General features: G+C 66.9%; 18 protein-coding genes. 7 read left to right on the top strand and 11 right to left on the bottom strand.

Annotated elements, in window-relative coordinates:
• Positions 1-27 precede the first annotated feature (27 nt).
• Positions 28-702 carry a DUF1345 domain-containing protein gene (locus PV772_RS00365; RefSeq protein ID WP_347885027.1) on the bottom strand — a complete coding sequence of 225 codons (675 nt, stop codon included), beginning with the start codon at positions 700-702 and terminating at the stop codon, positions 28-30.
• Between the two features lie 164 nt (positions 703-866).
• On the opposite strand from PV772_RS00365, the gene PV772_RS00360 reads away from it, so the two are divergent.
• Positions 867-1,823 (top strand): helix-turn-helix domain-containing protein, encoded by a 957-nt coding sequence (locus PV772_RS00360; RefSeq protein ID WP_347885026.1) that lies wholly within the window; start codon positions 867-869, stop codon positions 1,821-1,823.
• Positions 1,824-1,835: 12 nt separating this feature from the next.
• Here the strand turns inward: PV772_RS00360 and gdhA are convergent, their stop codons facing one another.
• The gene (gdhA, locus tag PV772_RS00355; protein WP_347885025.1) at positions 1,836-3,173 is read right to left on the bottom strand and encodes an NADP-specific glutamate dehydrogenase; all 1,338 of its coding nucleotides are present in this window, start codon (positions 3,171-3,173) and stop codon (positions 1,836-1,838) included.
• 201 nt (positions 3,174-3,374) lie between these two features.
• Here gdhA and PV772_RS00350 point away from each other — a divergent pair, with 201 nt between their 5' ends.
• A complete protein-coding gene (locus PV772_RS00350; protein WP_141182631.1) occupies positions 3,375-3,998 on the top strand; it encodes an AmiS/UreI family transporter in 624 nt (207 codons plus the stop codon).
• On the opposite strand, the gene PV772_RS00345 is transcribed toward PV772_RS00350, so the two are convergent.
• The 8 genes from PV772_RS00345 to glyA form a co-directional block, all read right to left on the bottom strand.
• Positions 3,991-5,466 carry an APC family permease gene (locus tag PV772_RS00345; protein WP_347885024.1) on the bottom strand — a complete coding sequence of 492 codons (1,476 nt, stop codon included), beginning with the start codon at positions 5,464-5,466 and terminating at the stop codon, positions 3,991-3,993. The genes PV772_RS00350 and PV772_RS00345 overlap by 8 nt on opposite strands.
• Before the next feature lie 316 nt (positions 5,467-5,782).
• Positions 5,783-6,679: a formyltetrahydrofolate deformylase gene (gene purU, locus PV772_RS00340; protein WP_141159115.1), complete on the bottom strand. Its 897-nt coding sequence runs from the start codon at positions 6,677-6,679 to the stop codon at positions 5,783-5,785.
• Between the two features lie 3 nt (positions 6,680-6,682).
• Positions 6,683-8,098: an L-serine ammonia-lyase gene (locus tag PV772_RS00335; protein WP_347885023.1), complete on the bottom strand. Its 1,416-nt coding sequence runs from the start codon at positions 8,096-8,098 to the stop codon at positions 6,683-6,685.
• Entirely contained in the window at positions 8,098-8,748 is a 651-nt protein-coding gene (locus tag PV772_RS00330; RefSeq protein WP_307358014.1) for a sarcosine oxidase subunit gamma family protein, read from the bottom strand. The genes PV772_RS00335 and PV772_RS00330 overlap by 1 nt, the downstream gene beginning before the upstream one ends.
• A complete protein-coding gene (locus tag PV772_RS00325; RefSeq protein ID WP_347885022.1) occupies positions 8,741-11,683 on the bottom strand; it encodes a 2Fe-2S iron-sulfur cluster-binding protein in 2,943 nt (980 codons plus the stop codon). Before PV772_RS00325 ends, PV772_RS00330 begins: the two co-directional genes overlap by 8 nt.
• Positions 11,680-12,084: a sarcosine oxidase subunit delta gene (locus PV772_RS00320; RefSeq protein WP_347885021.1), complete on the bottom strand. Its 405-nt coding sequence runs from the start codon at positions 12,082-12,084 to the stop codon at positions 11,680-11,682. The genes PV772_RS00325 and PV772_RS00320 overlap by 4 nt, the downstream gene beginning before the upstream one ends.
• A 29-nt stretch (positions 12,085-12,113) precedes the next feature.
• Positions 12,114-13,334: a sarcosine oxidase subunit beta family protein gene (locus PV772_RS00315; RefSeq protein ID WP_141159110.1), complete on the bottom strand. Its 1,221-nt coding sequence runs from the start codon at positions 13,332-13,334 to the stop codon at positions 12,114-12,116.
• The gene (gene glyA, locus PV772_RS00310) at positions 13,331-14,671 is read right to left on the bottom strand and encodes a serine hydroxymethyltransferase (RefSeq protein ID WP_141159109.1); all 1,341 of its coding nucleotides are present in this window, start codon (positions 14,669-14,671) and stop codon (positions 13,331-13,333) included. Before glyA ends, PV772_RS00315 begins: the two co-directional genes overlap by 4 nt.
• Positions 14,672-14,796: 125 nt before the next feature.
• On the opposite strand from glyA, the gene PV772_RS00305 reads away from it, so the two are divergent.
• The 3 genes from PV772_RS00305 to PV772_RS00295 all read left to right on the top strand — a co-directional run bounded on the left by PV772_RS00305 (position 14,797) and on the right by PV772_RS00295 (position 18,371).
• Positions 14,797-15,465: a GntR family transcriptional regulator gene (locus PV772_RS00305; RefSeq protein ID WP_307358003.1), complete on the top strand. Its 669-nt coding sequence runs from the start codon at positions 14,797-14,799 to the stop codon at positions 15,463-15,465.
• Between the two features lie 100 nt (positions 15,466-15,565).
• Positions 15,566-17,479, top strand: coding sequence for an amylosucrase (locus tag PV772_RS00300; RefSeq protein ID WP_347885020.1), 1,914 nt, complete (start codon positions 15,566-15,568; stop codon positions 17,477-17,479).
• A gap of 37 nt (positions 17,480-17,516) precedes the next feature.
• Positions 17,517-18,371, top strand: coding sequence for a prephenate dehydratase (locus tag PV772_RS00295; protein WP_347885019.1), 855 nt, complete (start codon positions 17,517-17,519; stop codon positions 18,369-18,371).
• On the opposite strand, the gene PV772_RS00290 is transcribed toward PV772_RS00295, so the two are convergent.
• A complete protein-coding gene (locus PV772_RS00290; protein WP_347885018.1) occupies positions 18,344-20,266 on the bottom strand; it encodes an FAD-binding monooxygenase in 1,923 nt (640 codons plus the stop codon). The two genes, PV772_RS00295 and PV772_RS00290, sit on opposite strands and share 28 nt — an antisense overlap.
• 227 nt (positions 20,267-20,493) lie before the next feature.
• Here PV772_RS00290 and PV772_RS00285 point away from each other — a divergent pair, with 227 nt between their 5' ends.
• Both PV772_RS00285 and PV772_RS00280 read left to right on the top strand, forming a co-directional pair.
• A complete protein-coding gene (locus PV772_RS00285; RefSeq protein WP_347885169.1) occupies positions 20,494-21,960 on the top strand; it encodes a fumarylacetoacetate hydrolase family protein in 1,467 nt (488 codons plus the stop codon).
• Complete coding sequence (locus PV772_RS00280; RefSeq protein WP_141159104.1) at positions 21,953-22,618, top strand: GntR family transcriptional regulator; 666 nt, start codon at positions 21,953-21,955, stop codon at positions 22,616-22,618. Before PV772_RS00285 ends, PV772_RS00280 begins: the two co-directional genes overlap by 8 nt.
• The last annotated feature ends 1 nt before the right edge of the window (position 22,619 follow it).

The following is a 22,619-nucleotide window of genomic DNA, read 5'->3' as shown; positions in this document are numbered from 1 at the left end:
CCCGGCTTGGCCGGGACGCCGGGACGCTCAGTGGATCAGCCCCGACACCAGGTTGATGGTGGTGGCCAGGACGATGGCGCCGAGCAGGTAGGAAAGCAGCGCCTGGCGCAGGACCGTAGAGCGGATGGCAGTGGTCTTCAGGTCGGTGTCCGATACCTGGAACGTCATGCCCACTGTGAAGGCCAGGTAGGCAAAGTCCGAGTACCGGGGCTGGCTCCCTTCGTTGAAATCCACCCCCGTGCCGTCGCGGTAATAGATGGCCGCATACCGCAAGGTGAACAGTGTGTGGACCAGGAACCACGAGAGGGCAATGCTGCCCAGCGCCATGGCAACCGTGGCATCCTTGGCACCCCCCTGCTCACTGGCGGCGTCAAGCAGGATCAGGGCCACCCCCGCAAAGCTGGCCACGGTGGCACCCAGGACCAGCGCGTCCGAAAAGACCCTGCCGGGATCCTCCCGCCTGGCATGCGCAGCAGTGGCCGCAGGGCCCAGGCGCCCGATGACGCTCCAGACCCAGATGAGGTAGGTGGCCGAGGCGGCGGCCCAGCCGAGCGCCGGGGCATACGTCCACGTGCCGAAGGTGCCAACCGCCAGTGCCGCGACAAGGCCGACGGCGAGCATCACCACCATCCGGAGCCGGGAGTGGTGCGCGCGGGAGTTGAAGTTCCGGTAGTGGTCACCGGCAGGCGTCATGGACCTCATGGCCCGATCATGGCACGGGAGTCTGGGCTGCGGCTGGAAAGACGAACTTCTTATTTTCGCCGACCGTTGAAAAAAGAGTATCCGCCCGCTAGCCTGGGAAAACTGTGTCGCAGGACACAGTTCCGGGGGAAACGTGAAGTGGCCATCCGTCGCGAGGAACATCCATGCAAGCAGCAACCACAGCCCGCATCCCACACCAGGACCTGACGTCCAGGGTGGCCGCGTCGTTTGACCATTGGAGGCACCTGGTGGCGGAATCCTTCGTTCCCCTCGCCGCACGGACCGCCGACGTTGACGGCTTCCAGGGCCGCATGCGGGCCCGGGTGCTGGACCGGATGTCCATCGTGGAGGTCACCGCCACCTCCCACGAGGTCCACCGCACCCCGGCACTGATCGCACAGTCCCATGAGCGCTATTTCAAGCTGAACCTGCAGCTGGAAGGCACGGGCCTGCTGATCCAGGACAACCGCGAAGCCGTCCTCCAGCCCGGCGACCTGGCAATCTACGACACCAACCGCCCGTACACCCTTGCCTTCGAGGACAGCACCAGGATCATGGTCCTGATGTTTCCCTGCGATGCCCTGTCCCTGCCCGCGGACTACGTGGGGCAGCTCGCCGCCGTGCGCATGGGAAGCGGGGGCCTGAGCGGAATCGTGGGCCAGTTCATCCGCGGACTGTCGGCGAACCTGGATGTCCTGAACGGTCCCAGTGGCTCGAGGCTGGCTACCAACGCCCTGGACCTGGTGTCCACCATGCTGCACGCGGAAATGGACATCACGCCGGACCGCATGAAGCCGCAGGCCCTGCTGGCCGTCTCGGTCCGCGAGTACATCGAAGCCAACCTGGCCGATCCCCTGCTGTCACCGGCAAGCATCGCCGCGGCGCATTTCATCTCCACCCGGCACCTGCACAACGTTTTCCACGAGTCGGGGACCACCGTAGCCAGCTGGATCCGGACGCAGCGGCTCGAAGGCGCACGCCGCGACCTCCGTGACCCGCTGCATGCCGGGCAGTCCGTCGGCACGGTTGCTGCCCGCTGGGGGTTCCTGGATGCCGCCCATTTCAGCCGCACGTTCCGGGATGCTTTTGGTGTTTCACCCAGCGAATGGCGCCGGGGCTGATGCAGGCGTTTCCTAGATCAACCCCTGCGCCAGCATGGCGTCGGCTACCTTAACGAACCCGCCGATGTTGGCGCCGAGCACGTAGTTGCCGGGTTCGCCGTATTCCTCTGCGGTGGCGGCACAGCGGTCGTGGATGCCCACCATGATCTCGGTCAGCCGCTCTTCGGTGTGCTCGAAGGACCATGAATCACGGCTTGCGTTCTGCTGCATTTCCAGGGCCGAGGTTGCCACGCCGCCGGCGTTGGCGGCCTTGCCCGGCCCGAACAGGACGCCCGCCTCCTGGAACACCGCAACAGCGTCGCGGGTGGAGGGCATGTTGGCGCCTTCGCCGACGGCGAGCAGGCCGTTGCCCACCAGGCGGGCGGCAGCAGCGCCGTCGAGCTCGTTCTGCGTGGCGCAGGGAAGCGCCACGGTCGCATCGACGTCCCACACTGAGCCGCCGTCCACATACGTGACACCACCACGGCGTTCCGCGTAATCCTTCAGGCGGCCGCGCTGCACTTCCTTGACCTCGCGGAGGAGCGCGACGTCGATTCCCGACTCGTCCACGACGTACCCTGACGAGTCGGAGCAGGCCACCACCACGGCTCCGAGGGACTGGGCTTTGGCGATGGCGTTAATGGCCACGTTGCCGGAGCCGGACACCACCACGCGCTGGCCATCAAAGGACGCCCCGCGCGTTTTCAGCATTTCCTGGGTGAAGATGACGGTGCCGAAGCCGGTGGCCTCGGGACGGACCAGGGAGCCGCCCCAGGAAATGCCCTTGCCGGTGAGCACGCCGGACTCGTAGCGGTTGGTGATCCGCTTGTACTGGCCGAAGAGGTAACCAATCTCGCGGCCGCCCACGCCGATGTCGCCGGCCGGAACGTCGGTGTATTCGCCGATGTGGCGGTAGAGCTCGGTCATGAAGGACTGGCAGAAGCGCATCACTTCGGCGTCGCTGCGGCCCCGCGGATCGAAATCGGAGCCACCCTTGCCGCCGCCGATCGGCATGCCGGTCAGGGCATTTTTGAAGATCTGCTCGAAGCCGAGGAATTTGACGATGCCCAGGTAGACGGACGGGTGGAAGCGCAGGCCCCCCTTGTACGGGCCCAGCGCAGAGTTGAATTCCACGCGGAAACCGCGGTTGATCTGGACGCGGCCGGCGTCATCGGTCCACGGAACGCGGAAAATGATCTGGCGTTCAGGCTCGCAAAGGCGTTCCAGGATGGCGGCCTCCAGGAATTCCGGATGCCTGTCGTGGACCGGCCCAAGGCTTTCGAAGACCTCCACCACTGCCTGGTGGAACTCCGCCTCACCGGGATTCCGGGCCAGGACGGTGTCCTTAATGGCTTCGAGCCGTGCGTCCATGAACTGTTCCTTACCTCTGAGCCGAAACGAGGGACAGCGCAAAAGCAACGTCGCCCCATAGGTTTACTCTTCAACTTATCGGATTACGACCGGGGAGCAGTAGGCGGACCGGTCCAGGTCGGATAATCTCCGTAATGTGACAAGGATATTCCACATTGTGAGAGCCTGGTTCGAGCGATTCTCTCTAGCGGAGGCGCGCTGATGCCCTTCATTTGCCTGCTTCTCTCCGGGGCCGCGCTGCTGATCAACGGGCTGGCGACCCTCGAACGCCTCCCCCGCATCGACGCCGCCACCTTCAGCCTGCTGCTCGGCGGCACCCAGCTGGTGCTCGGCGTCGTCCATCTTTCCACCGGGAGTACCGGCACTGAAGACCTTCTGGCGGCCGCCGGCATGTTCCTTTTCGGGCTGACGTACGCCTATGCCGGACTGGATGGCCTGCTGGGGCTGGGCTCGACGGGCCTGGGCTGGTTCTGCGGCATGGTGGCGTTCTTCGGCCTGCTGCTGGCGGGCGCCTGGCTCGGTACGGACCCGCTGCTCGCGGTGCTCTGGGTGTGCTGGGCGGTGCTGTGGGGGCTGTTGTTCACCTCTGCTGCACTCGGCGCCGCGCGGCTGGAGCCGTTCACCGGCTGGGCGCTGGTGCTGGCCAGCCAGGTTACTGCCACTGTTCCCGCGTTCCTGGGCCTGGCCGGTCTCTGGCCGCGTTCGGCCGCCGTTGCGTGGTTGGCCGCGCTGCTCCTGGCCGGGCTGTTCGTGGCGGCACGCGCACTGGCCCGGCGCGGACAGGATGTTCCGCGCCGGGCCAGAGAATCCCTGCCGGCTAAGTGAGCGCGTGGCCCAGGGAGCCAACGTGCTGGCGTCGCTGGATGGCCGATTCCACCAGGACGCCCGCCAGGAAGACCACCGGGACCGCCACCAGCAGGGCAGCAGCAGTCTCGGCGCTGCCGCCGATGAGGGCGGTGAAGTTGCTGACCACCAGGGACAAAACCCAAGCCAACAGGACCGCCGCCAGGACGGGAGCGACGCGGGTCTGCCACAGTTGGGCTCCCGCGCGCTCCCGGCGGAAGAACGCGACGACGGCCGCGGAACACAGCATGTACAGCACCAGCAGTGCCGCCACGGCCAGGCCGCTGAACCAGGAAAACAGAGTCAGGACAGGATCCAGGGCCAGGATGGCGAAGGGCACCACCAGCACGACGGCGGTGGCGGACTGGACCCAGGCTGCCACGGCAGGTGCCCGGTGCCGGTTGGTCCGGGCGAGGACGGCGGGCATGGAACCACGCAGTGCCAGGGAGTGGAGGTACCGGTTGATGCCGTTGTGGAAGGCGATGATGCCGGCGAGCAGCGAGGTGACCAGCAGGATGCCGGCCACGATGCCCGCCCAGGGGCCGAACAGTTCCACCAGCGGGCCCAGCACGAAGGAGGTGGCATCCCCTGACTCGAGCGCGGCACCCGCGGCGTCCATCACCTGCGAGGGGCCGTAATAGCTCACCAGCATCCAGGAAATAAAGGCGAAGAACACCGAGATCACGCCGACGGACAGGTAGGTTGCCCGGGCCACAGTGCGGTGCGGATCCTTCGCCTCGGCGGAGTAGATGGCCGTGGACTCGAAGCCGAACATGGAGGCCACCGCGAACATGATGGCAACACCGGGAGCTCCTGCGCCGATGGCTTCCGGGGAGAAGGACGCGGCCACGCTGATGCCTTCCGGGCCGCCGCCGTGCAACAGCACGGTGAAGCCGAACATCAGCAGGATGGCCACCTCGAGGCCCACCAGCACGGCCAGCACGCGCGCACCGAGTTCGATGTTAAGGGAGCCCAGAACCTGGACGCCGGCCATGGTGGCCAGGGCCGGCAACCACCAGGGAATGGGCAGCCCGGCAGAGGCCAGGAGCCCGGAGAAGGCAGCGCCGTAGAGCCCGTACATGGCGGCCTGGACGGTACTGTAGGCCAGCAGTGCCAGCCACGCCGCACCGGCTCCCGTCCGCCTGCCGAATGCCGCCGTCACGTAGGCGTAGAAGGCGCCGTTGGCCTGGATCTTGCGGCTCATCGCCACGAACCCCACTGCGAAGATCACGATGACGATGCCCACGATCAGGTAGGCGCCGGGTGCGCCGGCACCGTTACCGAGCGCTGCGGCAAGCGGCGAGGCGCCCACGATCCCCGTGAGGGGAGCCTGTGCCGACAGGACAAAGAAGAGGATGCCCAGGACGCCGATGCTGCCGGCACGCAGTGCCGTTGAATGCTCCTTGGCCGGAGCGTCAGTGGTCCGGGGCTCGGAATTCGAAATACTCATTTGATCCTTCTTAACGGTCATGAGTTCAGGAAAATTGCGGTGGAATCCAGCTTGGCAGCGGGGCGCCGAAGCCCTTTGTCCACCAGCGACGAGTTGTTGATTGTCAGCGCAGTGCGGGTCCGGGCATCCTCCCGCCGCTGCAGCCGCGCTGAGATTCCCCACCTTTCCGCCCGCACCACTCACAGCCGACGGCGTGTGGCGGGGACACGCCGTCGGGCGCGCTTAAACATGGGGAGAGTCAGCCGGGCATGACAAAGCGCGGCCGGCCACCCGGAAAGGGCGGCCAGCCGCGCTGACAGTATTCAGTTGAGTAGGCCTACCGCAGCACCACGGTGCGGTTTCCCTGCAGCAGGACCCTGCCCTCGCAGTGCCATTTCACCGCGTTGGAGAGGGCCTTGCACTCCGTGTCGCGGCCGGCGGCCACCAGGTCTTCGGGCCCGTAAGTGTGGTCCACCTCCACCACCTGCTGGGCGATGATGGGTCCTTCGTCCAGTTCAGCGTTGACATAGTGCGCGGTGGCGCCGACGGTCTTGACGCCCCGCGCGTACGCCTGGTGGTACGGCTTGGCACCCTTGAAGCTGGGCAGGAACGAATGGTGGATGTTGATGGCCCGGCCGTCCAGCTTGCGGGTCAGGTCGTCGCTGAGCACCTGCATGTAGCGGGCCAGCACCACGAGTTCGACGTCGAGCCCGTCCACCAGTTCCATGAGCGCAGCCTCGGCCGCGGGCTTGGTCTCCGCCGTGACCGGGATGTGGTGGAACGGGATGCCGTGCCACTCCACCAGTGCCTGGTGGTCCCGGTGGTTAGACACCACGGCCACCACCTCAACGGGAAGTTCGCCGACCCGGGCGCGGAACAGCAGGTCGTTGAGGCAATGCCCAAACTTGGACACCATGATCAGCACCTTGCGCTTGGACCCGTGGCGTTCCAGCTGCCAGCGCATGCCGAACTTCTCCGCCACCGGGGCGAACGAGGTCCGCAGCTTCTCCAGCGTGGACTCATCGCCTTCGGAGACGAAGTGCACGCGCATGAAGAAGTGGCCTTCGGAGCGCTCACCGAACTGCTTGTTGTCGATGATGTCGCAGCCGTGCTCCAGCAGGAACCCGGACACGGCGTGCACAATGCCGGGCCCTTCCGGGCAGTCCAGGGTCAGGACGTGTTCCACGGTGGTGGGCGCCTTCGATGCGGGGATATGGGTTTCAGTAACAGTCATGGCTCAGCACTCGATCACATTCACGGCGAGGCCTCCTCGGGAGGTTTCCTTGTACTTGGTTTTCATGTCGGCTCCGGTATCGCGCATGGTCTTGATCGCCTTGTCCAGCGAGACCTTGTGGCTGCCGTCCCCGTGCAGGGCCAGCCGGGCCGCGTTGATCGCCTTCACGCTGGCGATCGCATTCCGCTCAATGCACGGGATCTGCACCAGGCCGCCCACGGGGTCGCAGGTCAGGCCCAGGTTGTGCTCGATGCCCACCTCGGCGGCGTTTTCCACCTGTGCCGGCGTTCCACCGAGCACCTCGCAGAGCCCGGCCGCGGCCATCGAGCAGGCGGAGCCCACCTCCCCCTGGCAGCCCACTTCGGCGCCGGAGATGGAAGCGTTCAGTTTGAACAGGATTCCGACGGCGGCCGCCGCCAGCAGGAAGCGAACCACACCGTCGTCGTCGGCTCCCGGAACAAACTTCACGTAGTAGTGCAGGACTGCCGGCACAATGCCCGCGGCCCCGTTGGTGGGGGCGGTGACGATCCGGCCGCCTGCCGCGTTCTCCTCGTTCACGGCCAGCGCGAAGAGGTTCACCCATTCCATCGCCAGCAGCGGATCCGCGGGTGCCTGGACGGGCGACGGCGACGCTGCCGCGGCTTCGGCGGAGGCGGCCGAGGCCGTCAGGGTGCGGAACAGGGCGGGCGCCCGCCGGGTGACGTTCAGGCCTCCGGGCAGGATGCCTTCGGCGCTGCAGCCGTTCTCCACGCATTCACGCATGACGGCCCACAGCCCCAGCAGCTGTTCGCGGAGCTCCGCTTCGCTGCGCCAGGTCAGTTCGTTGGCCAGCATGACCTCGGAGATGGACATGCCTTCACGGCTGCAGATCTGCAGCAGTTCGTCCGCCGTGGAAAACGGGTACGGCAGCACGGTGTCATCCGGCACCACCTTGTCCGCACCCTCGGCGTCGCCGTCCACCACGAAGCCGCCGCCGATCGAGTAGAAGCTCCGCTCGCTCAGCACGGCGCCCGTGTGGTCCAGGGCCCGGAAGGTCATGCCGTTGGGGTGCGCGGGAAGGGACTTGCGCCGGTGGAGCACCACGTCCTCTTCCCAGTTGAAGTCCACCCGGTGCACCCCGGCAATGTGCAGTTCGGCGTCCAACGCGGCGGCTGCCACCTGGTCGTCGGCGGTGGAAGTGTCCACGGTTTCCGGGTCCAGGCCTTTCAGCCCCAGGACCACTGCCTTGTCCGAGCCGTGGCCGCGGCCGGTGGCGCCGAGCGACCCGAACAGTTCGGTCTGGACGCGGGCGGTGGCAGCCAGCTGGCCGTCACCCTTCAGTCCATCCGCGAACAGCTTGGCCGCCCGCATCGGGCCCACCGTGTGTGACGACGAGGGCCCGATGCCAACGGAAAAGAGGTCAAGGACGCTGAGCGCCATCAGGGGACCTCTGGCGAGGCGTACTCCCGCATGGCGTCCAGCAGCCACCGGCCCAGGAACTCGGCGAACGAAGCGCGGGGGAAGATCCGGAAGGACTCGTCACCGGTCTTCCACAGGATGGCGGGGATGTTCGCGATTTCCGTGGAGAAGGCGGTCCCGGCCTTGAAGACCCGCGGGTGGAGGTCCAGCGAGCAGCCCTTTTCCAGGACGGCACGGGCCCGGGGGCCCGTCAGTTCGAACGTGGTCCGGTTGGCGGACAGGTCCACCACCTGGCCCGCGTCGCCCCCCAGCGCGTCCCGGAGCGCGGGGATGAGGTCCCCGCCCAGGGATTCGTGCGCCTCGGTGGGTGCAACCACCAGGAACTCGGCGGGGCCGAGCCACAGGACGGACACGTCGCCGCTGCCGGCTACGGCACCGGAGCCGGCGGGGAGGCCGCCGGTCACACCGGCCAGGCGCTCCGCCGCGGCGGATCCTGCGAGTGCCCGGAGGCCCACCATTGTCAGGAAGGGCACCTCGGAGATTTCAACGGTTCCTGCCAGGGAGCCAGCCGCGAATTCTTCCGCCAGCTGACGCGCCGGGCTGACGCGGGCGGCGAGGTTCTTCTCGGCGTTGGTCTTGGCGGAGGTCGGGGATGCTGCTGTTTCAGCCATCTTTACGGGTCCCTTCAGAGTCAAAAAGCACTGTTTCTGCGACAACCACGTCCACCAGCTGGTCGCCGGCGGCTGCCACCAGCGTTTCGCCGATGCGGTTGCGTCCGTTCTTGATCAGGGCCAGGCCGAACGACCGGCCCAGCGCTGCGCTGTGGTAGCTGGAGGTGATGAACCCTTCCATCGGCACGGGGCCGTAGGCTGGGTTGGTCGAACGTCCCTTTTCCACGAGCTGGGTGCCTTCGGGCAGCCGCAGCGTGCCATCCACGGGGAGGACGCTGACCAGGTGCTTGCGGTCCTCACGCTGGGCGTCCGACCGGGTGTACGAACGCTTGCCGATGAAGTCCTTCGCCTTGGAGACGATCCATTCCATGCCGGCATCCTGCGGAGTGACGGTGCCGTCGGTGTCCTGCCCGACGATCGGGTAGCCCTTCTCGGCGCGCAGCACGTGCATGGTTTCGGTGCCGTAGGGGGTGATGTTGAACTCCGCCCCGGCAGCAGCAACGGCTTCCCACGTGTTCAGCCCGTACCAGGCGGGGACGTTGATCTCGTAGGCGAGTTCACCGGAGAACGAGATCCGGCAGATCCGGGCCCGCACGCCGGAGGCGAGGGTGGTTTCGCGGAAGGTCATGAACGGGAAGGCTTCCGCGTCCAGGCCGCCGTTGGCAGCCAGTTCAGGGGCCACACGGGCGATGACCTCGCGGGACTTGGGCCCGACGACGGCGATGGTGCTCCACTGTTCCGTCACGGAGGTGCACTGCACGTCCAGCTCCGGCCACTCGGTCTGCAGCCATTCCTCCAGCCAGTCCAGTACCTTGGCGGCACCGCCGGTGGTGGTGGTCATGAAGTAGGTCTCGTCGTCGACGCGGAGGGTCACGCCGTCGTCGAAAATCATGCCGTCCGGGGTGCACATGACGCCGTACCGTGCCGAACCCGGGGCGAGCTTCTTGAACGCGTTGGTGTACATCCGGTTCAGGAACTCCCCCGCGTCCTTGCCGCGGATTTCGATCTTGCCCAGGGTGGTGGCGTCCATGAAGCCCACGGATTCGCGGACGGCGGCGCATTCGCGCAGCACGGCGGCATCCATATCTTCCCCGTCCTGCGGGTAGTACCAGGGCCGCTTCCACTGTCCGACGTCTTCGAACAGCGCGCCCTTGGCCACGTGCCAGGGGTGGATCGACGTGACGCGGGCGGGGTCGAACAGTTCCCCGCGCTGGCGTCCGGCCAGTGCGGCGAAGGCCACCGGGGTGAAGGGGGCGCGGTAGGTGGTGGTGCCGATGTCGCCGATGCCGCGGGAGGCCTCGCCGGCAGTGCGGAGCGCCGCGGCGATGACGCCAATGGCGTTGACGCCGGAGGTCTTGCCCTGGTCGTTGGCGGTGCTGATGGAGGTGTACCGCTTGATGTGTTCCACCGAACGCATGCCCGCGCCCGTGGAGCGAAGGACGTCCGCCACGGACTGGTCGCGCTGGAAGTCCACGAAGTGGTGGTGCCAGTCATCCGGAGTGCCGCTCTCGCCCGGCACCAACCACAGCTGGCGGGTGGGGGCGGAGGCCTTCGGGTCGCCGGACACGGACGGCTCGACGGCGGATTCGAAGCCGGCGGCGATGGCCGCCTTGGCGCCGGCGGAGATGCCCTCCGCAACGCAGTCTTCGGTGGCGAAGGAGCCGCGGCCGGCACCAATGGTCTGCTGGGCGGGGACCTCGGTGCTGGGCACGAAGGCTGCCAGCTCTTCGTCCCAGCGCAGCTTGCCCTGGCGCTGGGAGTGCAGGTGGACCAGCGGGCTCCAGCCGCCGGACACAGCCAGCAGGTCTGCTGCGATCTGCTCGACGCCGGAGGTGAGCTCGCCGTCGTCGTTGATGCTGCGGACGGTCACGCCGTCCAGGCGGCCGTCGGCGCCGGCGGAGGTGTTGGCCACCGCGCTGCCGATGAGCACCCGGATTCCGGATTCGACGGCGGCGCTGGCCACCGCAGTGAGGGCCGGGCGGGCGTCCACCACGGCGGCGACCTTGACGCCTGCGGCGGCGAGGTCGGCGGCGGTGGCGTAGGCGCTGTCATTGGTGGTGCTGATGACCACGCGCTGGCCGGCGGCCACGCCGTAACGGTTCAGGTAGCTGCGCACGGCGGAGGCGAGCATGATGCCGGGGCGGTCGTTGTTCTCGAACACCAGCGGACGTTCGTGGGCGCCCGGGGCGACCACCACCTGGCTGGCACGGATGTGCCAAATACGCTGGCGGGACACACCTGCAGCTGCGGGGCTGCTGAGGTGGTCGGTGCGGTTCTGGACGGCGATGACGTAGTTGGCGTCGTAGGCGCCGAACGCGGTAGTGCGGTTCAGGACCGTGGATTCGGCGCCGGAAACCAGTTCGGCTTCGACGTCGGCCACCCATTCAAGGGCCGGCTTGCCTTCGATGGTCTCGGCCAGGCCCTCGGCGGTGGAGCCGGAGAGCAGGGAACCGCCGAGTTCGGGCTGGTCGTCGAGGAGCATCACCCTGGCGCCGGTGCGGACAGCCTCGCGGGCTGCGGCGAGTCCGGCGGGGCCGCCGCCGATCACCAGGACGTCGGTGTGGACGTACTTCTTGTCGTATTCGGCGCGGTCGTCCTCCGGGTCCAGCTTGCCCAACCCGTTGAGCAGGGTGGCCTGGAGTCCGTCCACCAGGGAGACGGTGGTGGCGGGAAGCATGGATTCGGCAACGTGGCCGGGGAAGCGGGCTTCCACGCGGACCAGGGCGTTGGCCTCTTCCACCCCGGCGGACATGATGCCTCGGGGGCGGTCCTCGTAGAGGGAGTTGCCGGCGGCGATGCGGCCGTTGGCCAGCAGCGCGGAGGCAAGGGTGTCACCGGGGTGGCCGGTGAACTCTTCGCCGTCCACGGTGAAGCGCCAGGAGATGGTGCGGTCGATGCGGCCGCCGGTAGCCAGGCGGGCGTTCTGGGAGGTCACTTGGTCGCTCCTTCCGGGGCGGTGGTGCTGAGGATGCTCGTGGCGGAGGTGCTGGGTGCCGCACTTCCCGTGGTGGTGCTGTCAGGGCCGGTGCTGGCGGTCCCGGTTTCGGGTGCGCCGTCCGGGGAGCGGTCGGGCCGCTTCGCCCCCATCGGGTAGACAGCCTTGATGTCATAGCTCACGGTGTCGCGGAGCATGTTGAACCACTGGCGGCAGCCGGTGCTGTGGACCCAGCGCTCGGCGAAGATGCCTTTGGGGTTCTCCCGGTAGAAGAGGTAGCGGGACCACTCCGTGTCGCTCAGCTCGTTGGGGTTCTCGGGGTACGGAACGTGAGCCTGTCCCCCGTAGTGGAATTCGGTTTCGTCCCGCGGGCCGCAGTTGGGGCATGGGATCAGCAGCATGTGCGTTAGTCCTTTTCTGGTGGCGGCGGCTAGTGGGCCACGGCGGCAGCGCCGTGTTCGTCGATGAGGGCGCCGGTTTCGAAGCGTTCCAGCGAGAACGGCTTGTTCAGCTGGTGCGGGGCGCCGGTGGCAATGGTGTGGGCGAAGGTCATGCCCGCGGCAGGGGTTCCCTTGAACCCGCCGGTACCCCAGCCGCAGTTCACGAACATGTTCTCCACGGGGGTCAGGCCCACGATCGGTGAGGCGTCCAGGGTGGTATCGACGATCCCGCCCCAGGTCCGGAGCACGTGGGCCCGGGCGAAGATGGGGAAGAGCTCGACGGCGGCCGCCATTTGCTGCTCGATCACGTGGAACGAGCCGCGCTGGCCGTAGCCGTTGTAGGAGTCCACGCCGGCGCCCATGACCAGTTCGCCCTTGTGCGCCTGGGAGACATAGACGTGCACGTGGTTGGACATGACCACCGTGGGGTGGACGGGCTCGTGCAGTTCCGAGACCAGTGCCTGCAGGGGGTGGGACTGAATGGGGAGCTGGAATCCGGCCATTTCGGCCAGGACGGAGCTGTGGCCGGCGGCGGCCAGGCCCACCTTTTCGGTGTTGATGGTGCCGCGGTTGGTCTTGACGCCCACGACGCGGTTGCCGTCCTTCAGGAAGCCGGTCACCTCGCAGTTCTGGATGATGTCCACGCCCATTTCGTCGCACTTGCGGGCGAAGGCCCAGGCCACGTGGTCGTGCTTGGCGATGCCGGCGCGGGGCTGGTAGGTGGCGCCCATGACGGGGTACCGGATGTTGTCGCGGATGTTCAGGATGGGGCAGAGTTCCTTGACCTGCTGCGGGTCCAGCCATTCCGCGTCCACGCCGTTGAGCTTGTTGGCGCCGACGCGGCGGATGCTTTCCCGCACGTCGCCCAGGGTGTGGGCCAGGTTCATCACGCCGCGCTGGCTGAACAGGAAGTCGTACTCGAGTTCCTCGGGCAGGATTTCCCAGAGCTTGAGGGCGTGCTCGTAGATGGCGGCGCTCTCGTCCCAGAGGTAGTTGGAGCGGATGATGGTGGTGTTCCGCGCCATGTTGCCACCGGCCAGCCAGCCCTTTTCCAGGACGGCGATGTTGGTCATGCCGTGGTTCTTGGCCAGGAAGTAGGCGGTGGCCAGGCCGTGGCCGCCGCCGCCGACGATCACGGCGTCGTAGGAGGACTTGGGTTCCGGGTTCCGCCAGAGGAAGTCCGGGTGCTCAGGAAGGTGCGGGGCGCTCACTGTGCGGCTCCAATCAGGTCTGCCTCGATGCCGGCCAGGTTGGCGTCGGCGGAGAGGTGCGGGTAGAGGGGGAACTTTTCGGCCAGGGCGGTCACGCGTGCGCGGAGTCCGACGGCGGTGTCCCCCGGGAGGGTGCCCGTGCCGGCGGAGGCGATCAGAGCCGTGGCGATGATGTCCGCAACCTCGGTGAACTCGGCGGCCCCGAAGCCGCGGGCGGCCAGGGCGGGGGTGCCGATCCGGAGGCCGGAGGAAACCATCGGCGGGCGGGGGTCGAAGGGGACGGCGTTGCGGTTGACCGTGATGCCGATCTGGTGGAGCGCGTCCTCACCCTGCTGGCCATCCAGTTCGGAGTTGCGGAGGTCCACCAGGACCAGGTGGACGTCGGTGCCGCCGTTGACAACCGAAATGCCCGCGGCTGCGACGTCTTCCTGGAGGAGGCGGTCGGCCAGCAGCCTGGCGCCTTCCAGTACGCGCTCCTGCCGCTCCTTGAATTCAGGGGCTGCTGCGAGCTTGAAGGCCACGGCCTTGGCGGCGACAACGTGCTCCAGCGGGCCACCCTGCTGGCCCGGGAAGACGGCGGAGTTGATCTTCTTGGCGTACTCTTCCTTGGCCAGGATGACGCCGCCGCGGGGGCCGCCCAGGGTCTTGTGGGTGGTGGTGGTGACCACATCCGCGTACGGGACGGGGTTGGGGTGCAGCCCGGCGGCTACCAGGCCGGCGAAGTGGGCCATGTCCACCATCAGGTAGGCGCCCACGAGGTCCGCGATGCGGCGGAACTCGGCGAAGTCCAGCTGGCGGGAGTACGCGGACCAGCCGGCAACGATCAGCTTGGGCTTGTGTTCCAGGGCCAGCGCTTCCACCTCGGCCATATCGATCCGGAGGTCTTCCTCGCGGACGTGGTAGGGAACCACGTTGTAGAGCTTGCCGGAGAAGTTGATCTTCATGCCGTGGGTGAGGTGTCCGCCGTGGGCCAGGGAGAGGCCCAGGATGGTGTCGCCCGGGTTCAGCAGGGCGAACATGGCGGCGGCGTTGGCCTGGGCGCCGGAGTGCGGCTGCACGTTGGCGAACTCGGCACCGAACAGTGCCTTCACGCGGTCGATGGCGAGCTGTTCGATGACGTCCACGTGCTCGCAGCCGCCGTAATAGCGCTTGCCCGGGTATCCCTCGGCGTACTTGTTGGTGAGCACCGAGCCCTGGGCTTCCATCACGGCGGTCGGAGCAAAGTTCTCCGACGCAATCATTTCCAGGGTGGACTGCTGGCGGTGCAGTTCCTGTGCCACAGCGGCGGCGACGTCGGCGTCGACCGTGGCGAGCGAGGCGTTCAGTACGTCCTGCATTGTTCTCCTTCTGAGCCCTTCGGAGTTACTGACCTGTAACTGATCTGTAACTGATATATTAGAACTGTCGTAATAGTATGTTCCAGATCACTTGGACGTCAATAGCACTCCTGGGAAGGCTCGAAATGAGCGTCACATTAGAGAACCACCTGGCCGGCGACGGGGACCTCTCACTCTCCGAACAGGCCTACCGGCACCTCCGGGACCGGCTCATCATGCTGGACATCAGGCCGGGCGAGGCGATCAACGACGGCAAGCTGGCCGCCGAACTGGGGATCGGCCGCACGCCGGTCCGGGAAGCCCTCAAGCGGCTGGAAAGTGACCACCTGGTGGTGTCCTATCCCCGCCGCGGAACGTTTGCCACCATCGTCGACATCACCGAACTGGCAGACGTCTCAGAGCTGCGCGAGTCCTTGGAACCTCTGGCCGCCCGCCGCGCCGCCAAGCTGGCAACGCCGGCACTGCGGACGGAAATCCGGGAAACCGCGGCAGCAATTTCCACCATGGGCGATGACGACGATGCCTACGACCTCATGCGGTACGACATCAAGGTCCACCGGCTGATCTACCGGGCCGCCGCCAATGCGCACCTCGAGGACGTCCTGATCCGCTACGACAACCTGGCCACGCGCATCTGGTGCATGGTGCTGGAAAAAGTACCGTCCGTCGCGTCCCACATTGCCGAGCACGTTGAACTGCTGGAGGCAGTGGCCGACGGCGACGCGGACCGGGCCGGCAAGCTCGCCCTGGAGCATGTCACCAGTTTCGAGCAGGCCATCCGCAACGTGCTTTAGGCAGCCCGCGCCAACAGGCGCCGCCCGCATGTGACGTGGAATACTTCCGTACAAGCGCCGCCGAATGTTCCGGCGGGAAGTTCGGGAGGGACAGGCGGACATGCAGGGATTGGTCAACGAGGACGAAGAAGCCCGGCGGCATGTCCTGGCGGTGCTGGCGGCGGAGAGCAGCAGGGGGCTGCGCCCCGACCCTGATTTCGACCGCCGCTTCTATGGGCACTTCCCCACCCTCCGCAGCCTTTTCCATTCCCTTTACGGTGGCCGGACGGACTGGCTGGACCAGCTCGCTGCGCTGGTGGTGCAGAGTGCCCGGTCCTGGCAGGAGCGCTCCCCGGAGCTGAAGGCCCTGGACGCCGGCCGCGAACAAGAGCCGGACTGGTTCCAGTCCAACCGCATGCTGGGCGGAGTGTGCTACGTGGACCGCTATGCGGAAAGCCTGGAAGGGGTCCGCGCCCGTATTCCGTATTTCAAGGAGCTGGGCCTCACCTACCTGCACCTCATGCCGCTCTTCCTGGCGCCGGAACCACACTCGGATGGCGGGTATGCGGTCTCCAGCTACCGTGAGGTGAACCCGAAGCTGGGCACCATGGAGCAGCTGCGCTCCCTGGCAGCGGAACTGAGGGACAACGGCATCAGCCTGGTGGTGGACTTCATCTTCAACCACACGTCGGACGAGCACGAGTGGGCCCGCAAGGCAGCCGCGGGCGATCCGGAATACAGCGGCTACTACTGGATCTTCCCGGACCGGACCATGCCGGACGCCTTCGAAGCGAACGTGCGCGAGATCTTCCCGGAAAACCACCCAGGATCCTTTATCCGGATGGATGATGGCCGCTGGGTCTGGGCCACGTTCCACACCTACCAATGGGACCTGAACTACTCCAACCCGGAGGTCTTCCGGGCCATGGCTGCCGAGATGCTGTTCCTCGCCAACCAGGGCGTGGACATCCTGCGGATGGATGCGGTGGCATTCATCTGGAAGCAGCTGGGCACCCCCTGCGAGAACCTCCCGCAGGCGCACACGCTGCTCCGCGCGTTCAACGCGGTGTGCCGGCTGGCGGCGCCGTCGCTGCTGTTCAAGTCCGAGGCGATCGTGCACCCGGACGAGGTGGCCCTCTACATCGACCGCAAGGAATGCCAGCTTTCCTACAACCCGCTGCAGATGGCGCTCATCTGGGAATCCCTGGCGACGCGGGATGTCTCGCTCCTGGCCCAGGCACTGCACCGGCGGCACAACATCCCGGCCGGCACCGCGTGGGTGAACTACGTCCGCAGCCATGACGACATCGGCTGGACCTTCGCAGACGAAGACGCGGCCGAACTGGGCATCAACGGCTTCGACCACCGGCGCTTCCTGAACTCCTTCTACGTCAACCGGTTTCCCGGGAGCTTTGCCCGCGGCGTCCCCTTCCAGGACAACCCCAAGACCGGCGACTGCAGGATTTCAGGCACGACGGCGTCCCTGTGCGGGATGGAGGTTGACCCGGCCGAGGCGGTGGAGCGGATCCTCCTGGCCCATTCGGTGCCCTTCAGCACCGGCGGCGTCCCGCTGCTGTACCTGGGCGACGAGGTGGGGCAGGTCAACGACTACGCCTACGCCTCGGAACCTGGCCACGAGGAGGACAGCCGGTGGGTGCACCGGCCGCATTTCCCCGCGGAGCAGTACGCCCGCCGCCTGGACCCGGCCACACCGGAAGGCGCGGTATACGCCGGGCTGAAGCGGATGATCGAGGTCCGCACCAGCACCCCCGGACTGGCGGGGACCACGCTGATCGATTTCGGCACCAACAACCGCGCAGTGCTCGGCTACCAGCGGCCGGGCGCGACGGAGGGCGGCCCCATCATCCTGGTCCTGGCCAACTTCAGCGACTCAGCCCAGACCCTCCCGGCGGAAACGTTCAGCGGGTTCTCCCCTGCCGCCGTCGACCTTCTCTCCGAAGCAGCCCTGCAGTTGGAAGACGGCGTCACCCTCCTGCCCCGGCAATACCTCTGGCTGCGCGTTACGCCGCAGTAATTGGGAGCTGGCGCCGGGGCGTGAAACCATACGGATCATGGCCTCCAAGATTGCGTACCAGGGTGAGCCCGGCGCCAACTCCAACATCGCGTGTCAGCAAATGTTCCCGGACATGGAGAGCGTGCCGTGCGCCAGCTTCGAGGATGCCTTTGAGCTGGTGGCAAGCGGCGAGGCGGAGCTCGCCATGATCCCCATCGAGAACTCGATCGCCGGCCGGGTGGCTGATATCCACATCCTGCTGCCGCAGTCCAGCCTGCAGATCGTGGGCGAGTACTTCCTGCCCATCCACTTCGACCTGCTGGGCATCCCGGGCAGCACAATCGAAGGCGCCACCGAGGTGCACAGCCACATCCACGCCCTGGGCCAGTGCCGGAAGCTGATCCGGGAGCACGGCCTGAAGCCGGTCATCGCCGGCGACACCGCCGGGTCCGCCCGGGAAGTGGCGGAGTGGAACGATCCCCGCAAACTCTCGCTCGCGCCGCCCCTGGCGGCCCAGATCTACGGACTTGAGGTCCTGGCCTCCCGGGTGGAGGACGACCCCTCCAACACCACCCGCTTCGTGGTCCTGGCCCGCGAAAAGGCGCTTCCGGCCAAGGACGAACTTCCCGGTCCGGCCGTCACCAGCTTCGTGTTCCGCGTCCGCAACGTCCCGTCCGCCCTGTACAAGGCACTCGGCGGCTTCGCCACCAACGGCGTAAACATGACCCGCCTGGAAAGCTACATGGTGGGCAACGAGTTCGCCGCCACCATGTTCATGGCCGACGTCGAAGGCCACCCCGAGGACCTGCCGCTGAAGCTGGCCCTCGAGGAACTGGACTTCTTCACCACCGAGGTACGGATCCTCGGCGTGTACGCCGCGGCCGACTACCGGGCCGCAGCCGCCACCGCCTGACGCGGCGCCGCGGGGGCGGCCTTCAACACGGGCGCGAAGAACGCGCCGAGTTCCGTGGTTGCCGTCAACGGCAGCACGTTGGCCACGTACTGGTCCGGACGGACCACCACCACAGCTCCGGAACGGTCCACGCCGCGAAGGTCGAAGATGTCGGCCTTGGGATCGGTGGCATACACCTTCTCGTAGTCGGTCAGCTTGAAGGGCCCCACCAGCGGCTTGAACACTGCGGGCACGGCATTGATGTCGACGGCGGTGTGCGGCTGCTGGTAGATGACCTTCAGGTCGAACCACGCGTCAGGGTCGGCACCGGTGGGCGTCGCGGCCAGCGGGGACTCCGGCGATTTCGCGAACCAGTCCGCCAGCCTGTCCGTTGCCGAGTTGGTGCCCGGCAGGGCGGGATCGGCGAAGACGTAGATCCGCCAGCGGCCGTCAGCGGTGGCGTGGTGGCCCAAGTGGAGGGGGTTGGTGTCCCCCACCCGGACCACGGGGGCCGACTTGAAGCGCTTGCCCACCGGGAACCCGGTGGCCAGGTCCTGATGGTCAGGGGTGCCAACGATCAGGGACGGTGTGTACTGCGTCATGAAGCCGGCCGGGAATTCGGCGGTCTGCACATAGAAGTCCTCAAGGTCGGAGGGGTGCTCGAACTCCTCCGGCTTCTTGGCCATCATGGTGGACCATTCCTTGTCGAAGTCGATGAGGTTCTTGGCCACCACCTGCCGTTCCTCGGAATACGTGGTGAGCAGGCTCTCGGGGCTGCGGCCTTCGAGCACGTGGCCCAGCTTCCAGGCGATGTTGAAGCCGTCCTGCATGGACACGTTCATGCCCTGGCCGGCTTTGGCGCTGTGGGTGTGGCAGGCATCGCCGGTGATGAACACCCGCGGGGTGCGCGTGCCGCGCTCGGCTGGCAGGACGTCGTCGAACCTGTCCGTAAGCCGGTGGCCCACCTCGTACACGCTGTGCCATGCCACGTTCCGGACGTCCAGCGTGTAGGGGTGGAGGATCGCATTGGCCTTGGCGATGATCTGCTCGATGGTGGTCTCACGGACCGAGTGCTGGCTGGCGGGGTCCACTTCGCCCAGGTCCACGTACATGCGGAACAGGTGGCCGCCTTCGCGCGGGATCAGCAGGATGCTGCCTTCGGCACCCTGGATGGCGCACTTGGTCCTGATGTCCGGGAAGTCGGTGACGGCAAGCACGTCCATGACGCCCCAGGCATGGTTCGCCTGGTCACCGGCGAGCGTGCAGCCGATGGCCTGGCGCACCTTGCTGCGCGCACCGTCCGCTCCCACGACGTACTTCGCGCGGACAACACGGTCCTGGCCTTCATTCGGGCCTGATGTGTGCCGGAGCGTCACCGTCACCGGGTAATCGCCTTCACCGGTCACCGTCAGTCCCTGGAAGTCATAGCCGTAGTCAGGCTTCATCCGGGTGGGAGCGTTGGCCATGTACTCGGCGAAGTAGTCGAGCACGCGGGCCTGGTTGACGATCAGGTGCGGGAACTCACTGATGCCCATCTCGTCATCCACGGCCCGGGCGGTCCGGATGATGTTCGCATGGTTGGCGGGATCCGGCTTCCAGAAGGCCATTTCAGTGATGCGGTACGCCTCGGCGATGATCCGCTCCGCGAAGCCGAAGGCCTGGAACGTCTCCACGCTGCGCGCCTGGATGCCGTCAGCCTGCCCGATGGCGAGCCTGCCGGGACGGCGTTCGATGATGCGGGTGGTCACGCTGGGGAACATGGACAGCTGGGCCGCGGCGAGCATGCCGGCAGGTCCGGTACCCACAATGAGGACGTCCACTTCGTCGGGAAGTTCCTCGGGGCGGTTAAGGCCGACGCCGGCCGCCGGCTGGACTCGCGGGTCACCGGATACGTATCCGTGGTGGTGGAACTGCACGGGCTTTCCTCACTTCGTTGTGGATGGCTATCGCCGGGACTGTGTTCCATATGAGAACACAAGGTTCGATAATCGAAAACTAGAAACTTGGTTTCAACTGTACGCTCGATGTGATCCGGGCGACAAGTACCGTCGGCCCAGCCGCCAAAAGCCTGGGAAACCGGGGGTTGACGACTAGCTCGGGATGGGTAATAGTGATCGTATACGATTTCGTACCTGATGAGGAGATGGCTTTGGAGCAGGTCAACGGCGACACCCTGGCGGCAGCACGCAAGGTGGTCGCAGTGCACATCAACTACCCCAGCCGGGCGGCACAGCGGGGCCGCACCCCGGCCCAGCCGTCCTATTTCCTCAAGCCTTCCAGCTCGCTGGCTCTGGGCGGAAGCCCCGTGGAGCGGCCCGCCGGCTGCGAACTGCTGGGCTATGAGGGTGAGATCGCCCTGGTGATCGGCAAGGCCGCCCGCCGCGTTTCGATCGAGGACGCCTGGAGCCACGTCTCAGCCGTGACCGCCAGCAACGATCTCGGCGTCTACGACCTCCGCTACGCGGACAAGGGCTCCAACCTCCGGTCCAAGGGCGGCGACGGGTTCACCCCGGTGGGCCCGGCACTGATCCCGGCAGACGCCGTCGACCCTTCCAAACTTCGCATCCGCACCTGGCACAACGGGGACCTGGTCCAGGACGACACCACCGAAGACCTGCTCTTCCCGTTCGCCCGGCTCGTCGCGGACCTCTCCCAGCTCCTCACCCTCGAGGAGGGCGACATCATCCTCACCGGCACCCCGGCCGGCGCCTCCGTTGCCGCACCCGGCGACGTCCTGGAAGTTGAGGTGGGCACGCTTGATGGCAGCCTCACCACCGGACGCCTGGCCACCACCGTGGAGCAGGGAACGACTGCGTTCGCGGACTTTGGCGCCCAACCCAAGGTCGATGACCTGCAGCGGGAGGAAGCTTACGGGTCCCGTGAAGCAGCGGGCCTCGCCGCCGTCGAACCCGTCCTCACCCCGGAACTGAAGGCCAAGCTCGAGTCTGTCGCCACCGCCACCCTGTCCTCCCAGATGCGCAAGCGCGGCCTGAACAACGTCAGCATCGACGGGCTGCAGGCCACCCGCCCTGACCGCCGGGTGGTGGGCGTCGCCCGCACCCTCCGTTACGTTCCCAACCGCGAGGACCTGTTCAAAACGCACGGCGGCGGCTTCAACGCCCAGAAGAAGGCCATCGACTCCGTCAATGAGGGCGAAATCCTGGTGATGGAAGCCCGCGGTGAAAAAGGAACCGGCACCGTGGGCGACATCCTGGCCCTCCGGGCCCAGGTCCGCGGCGCCGCGGCCATCATCACCGACGGGGGCGTCCGCGACTACTCCGCCGTGGCCGGGCTGGAGATGCCCACCTACTTCGCCAACCCGCATCCCGCGGTGCTGGGGCGCCGCCACATCCCGTGGGACACGGACATCACCATCGCCTGCGGCGGTGCCACCGTGCAGCCCGGCGACATCATCGTGGCCGATTCCGACGGCATCCTGGTCATCCCCCCGGCCATCGCCGAAGAACTGGTGGCGGACTGCATCCAGCAGGAAAAGGAAGAGACCTTCATCTTCGAGATGGTCAAGCAGGGCAACAGCGTTGACGGCCTCTACCCCATGAACTCCGAATGGCAGGCACGGTACAAGGAATGGGCAGGCAACAATGAGTGAGGCCACCATGGTTGCCGGCAGCAAGTCCGAGCAGGCCTACCAGGCCGTCAAGGCCCGGATCGTGGAAGGCGCCTACACCCCCGGCTACCGGCTGGTCCTGGGCTCCATCGCCAAGGACCTGGGGTTCAGCGTGGTCCCGGTCCGCGAAGCCATCCGCCGGCTGGAAGCCGAGGGCCTGGTGACGTTCGAACGCAACGTGGGCGCCACCGTCGCGGGAATCGACCCCACCGAGTACCTCTACACGATGCAGACCCTCAGCATCGTGGAGGGCGCAGCCACCGCGCTGTCCGCCCCGCTGATCGATCCCGCGGCCGTGGCCCGGGCCCGCGCCGTGAACGAGGAGATGCGCGCATGCCTGGACCACTTCGACCCGGTCCGGTTCACGCAGCTCAACCAGGACTTCCACAGCGTCCTGTTCGAGCACTGCCCCAACCCGCACATCCTGGACCTGGTGCACCGCGGCTGGAACAGGCTCGCCGCACTCCGGTCCTCCACGTTCCGTTTCGTCCCGGGCCGCGCCCGCGACTCCGTGGACGAGCACGAAAACCTGCTGAAGCTCATTGAAACCGGAGCCGACGCGGAGCAGATCGAAAAAGCCGCCCGCCAGCACCGGGCCGCCACCCTTGACGCATATCTCGCCCAAGCCAAGCACCAGTAAG

Source organism: Pseudarthrobacter sp. CC12 (genome assembly GCF_039907755.1).
In the GTDB taxonomy this organism is placed as follows: Bacteria; Actinomycetota; Actinomycetes; order Actinomycetales; family Micrococcaceae; genus Arthrobacter; species Arthrobacter niigatensis.
Note: the sequence above shows the minus strand (reverse complement) of the source record. Positions and strands in the feature narration are given on the sequence as shown.